Here is a 1,913-nt window from a genome sequence, read left to right on the forward strand (position 1 = left end):
GCGTGGTCGTCGGCTTCGAGGCCGTCGCGGCGTAGTTCGTTCCAGGAGGTCACGGACCATACGTCGGCGGCGACGCCCCAGTCCTGGTTGAGGATGCGGGCGGCTTCGAGGGCCCAGGGCACGGACACGCCGGAGGCGAGGATTTGTGCGGTGGGCCGGTCGGGGCTGCCGTCGGGGGCGGGGGCGAGGTGGTAGATGCCTTTGAGCAGGCCTTCGGTGTCGAGGTTTTCCGGTTCGGCGGGTTGGGTGATGGGTTCGTTGTAGACGGTGAGGTAGAACATCACGTTCGGGTCCTCGGTGTCGCCGTACATGGTTTCGAGGCCGTGGCGGATGATGTGGCCGATTTCGTAGCCGTAGGCGGGGTCGTAGGTGCGTACGGCGGGGTTGGTGGAGGCCAGGACGGGGGAGTGCCCGTCGGCGTGTTGGAGGCCTTCGCCGGTGAGGGTGGTGCGTCCTGCGGTGGCGCCGATGATGAAGCCGCGGGTCATTTGGTCCGCTGCTGCCCAGAAGGAATCTCCGGTGCGTTGGAAGCCGAACATGGAGTAGAACACGTAGATCGGGACGAGGGGTTCGCCGTGGGTGGCGTAGGAGGTGCCGGCGGCGGTGAATGCTGCGACGGCGCCGGCTTCGTTGATGCCGGGGTGGATGAGTTGCCCGGCGGGGGATTCCTTGTAGGCCAGGACGAGGTCGCGGTCCACGGAGAGGTAGTTCTGGCCTTTGGGGTTGTAGATTTTCGCGGTCGGGAAGAACGCGTCCATCCCGAAGGTGCGGGATTCGTCCGGGACGACCGGGACGAGGCGGTGGCCGAAGTTCTTGTCCCGCATCAGGTCCTTGAGCAGCCGGACGAAGGCCATGGTGGTCGCGGCTTGTTGTTTGCCGGAGCCGCGTTTGGCGACCTCGTAGGACTTGGCGTCTGGGAGGGTGACGGGGGTGTGGGTGCGGCGGCGTTCGGGCACGAACCCGCCCAGGGCGTTCCGGCGTTCCATGAGGTACTGGATTTCCGGGGCGTCCATGCCGGGGTGGTAGTACGGGGGCCGGTAGAGGTCCGCGTCGAGTTGGTCATCGCTGATCGGGATGCGCAGGTGGTCACGGAAGGCTTTGAGGTCTTCCATGGTCAGTTTCTTCATCTGGTGGGTCGCGTTGCGGCCTTCGAAGTGCGGGCCCAGGCCGTAGCCCTTGACGGTCTTGGCCAGGATCACGGTGGGTTTGCCCTTGAACTCGGTCGCTGCTTTGTACGCGGCGTAGACCTTGCGGTAGTCGTGCCCGCCGCGTTTGAGTCCCCAGATCTGCTCGTCGGTCAGGTCAGCGACCATGTCCTTGGTCTGCGGGGTGCGGCCGAAGAAGTGTTCGCGGACGAAACCGCCGGATTCGGCCTTGTAGGTCTGGTAGTCACCGTCGGCGGTTTCGTTCATCAGCTTCACGAGCGCACCATCGGTGTCGTTCTCGAGCAGGGTGTCCCATTCCCGGCCCCAGACGACCTTGATCACGTTCCAGCCCGCGCCGCGGAAGAACGCTTCGAGTTCCTGCATGATCTTGCCGTTGCCGCGCACCGGCCCGTCCAGGCGCTGGAGGTTGCAGTTGATCACGAAGTTCAGGTTGTCCAGGTTCTCGTTCGCGGCGAGCTGCAGCAGGCCGCGGGACTCGGGCTCGTCCATTTCCCCGTCACCCAAAAACGCCCAGACCTGCTGGTCACTGGTGTCCTTGATCCCGCGGTTATGCAGGTACCGGTTGGACTGGGCCTGGTAGATCGCGTTCATCGGCCCGATGCCCATCGACACGGTCGGGAACTCCCAGAACCCCGGCATCAGCCGCGGATGCGGGTACGAGGACAACGCATGCCCCTCACGGGACTTTTCCTGCCGGAACCCGTCCAGGTCCTCCTCCGTGAGCCGGCCTTCCATGAACGCCCGCGC

At 65.2% G+C, this 1,913-nt stretch carries 1 protein-coding gene; it reads right to left on the minus strand.

The window, feature by feature from the left end; translation table 11 throughout:
• The coding region (gene aceE / locus AB0N65_RS20620) for a pyruvate dehydrogenase (acetyl-transferring), homodimeric type (protein WP_364166140.1) at positions 1-1,913 on the minus strand (1,913 nt) is incomplete at both ends.

Source organism: Paenarthrobacter sp. NPDC089322 (assembly GCF_040684895.1).
Taxonomy (GTDB): domain Bacteria; phylum Actinomycetota; class Actinomycetes; order Actinomycetales; family Micrococcaceae; genus Arthrobacter.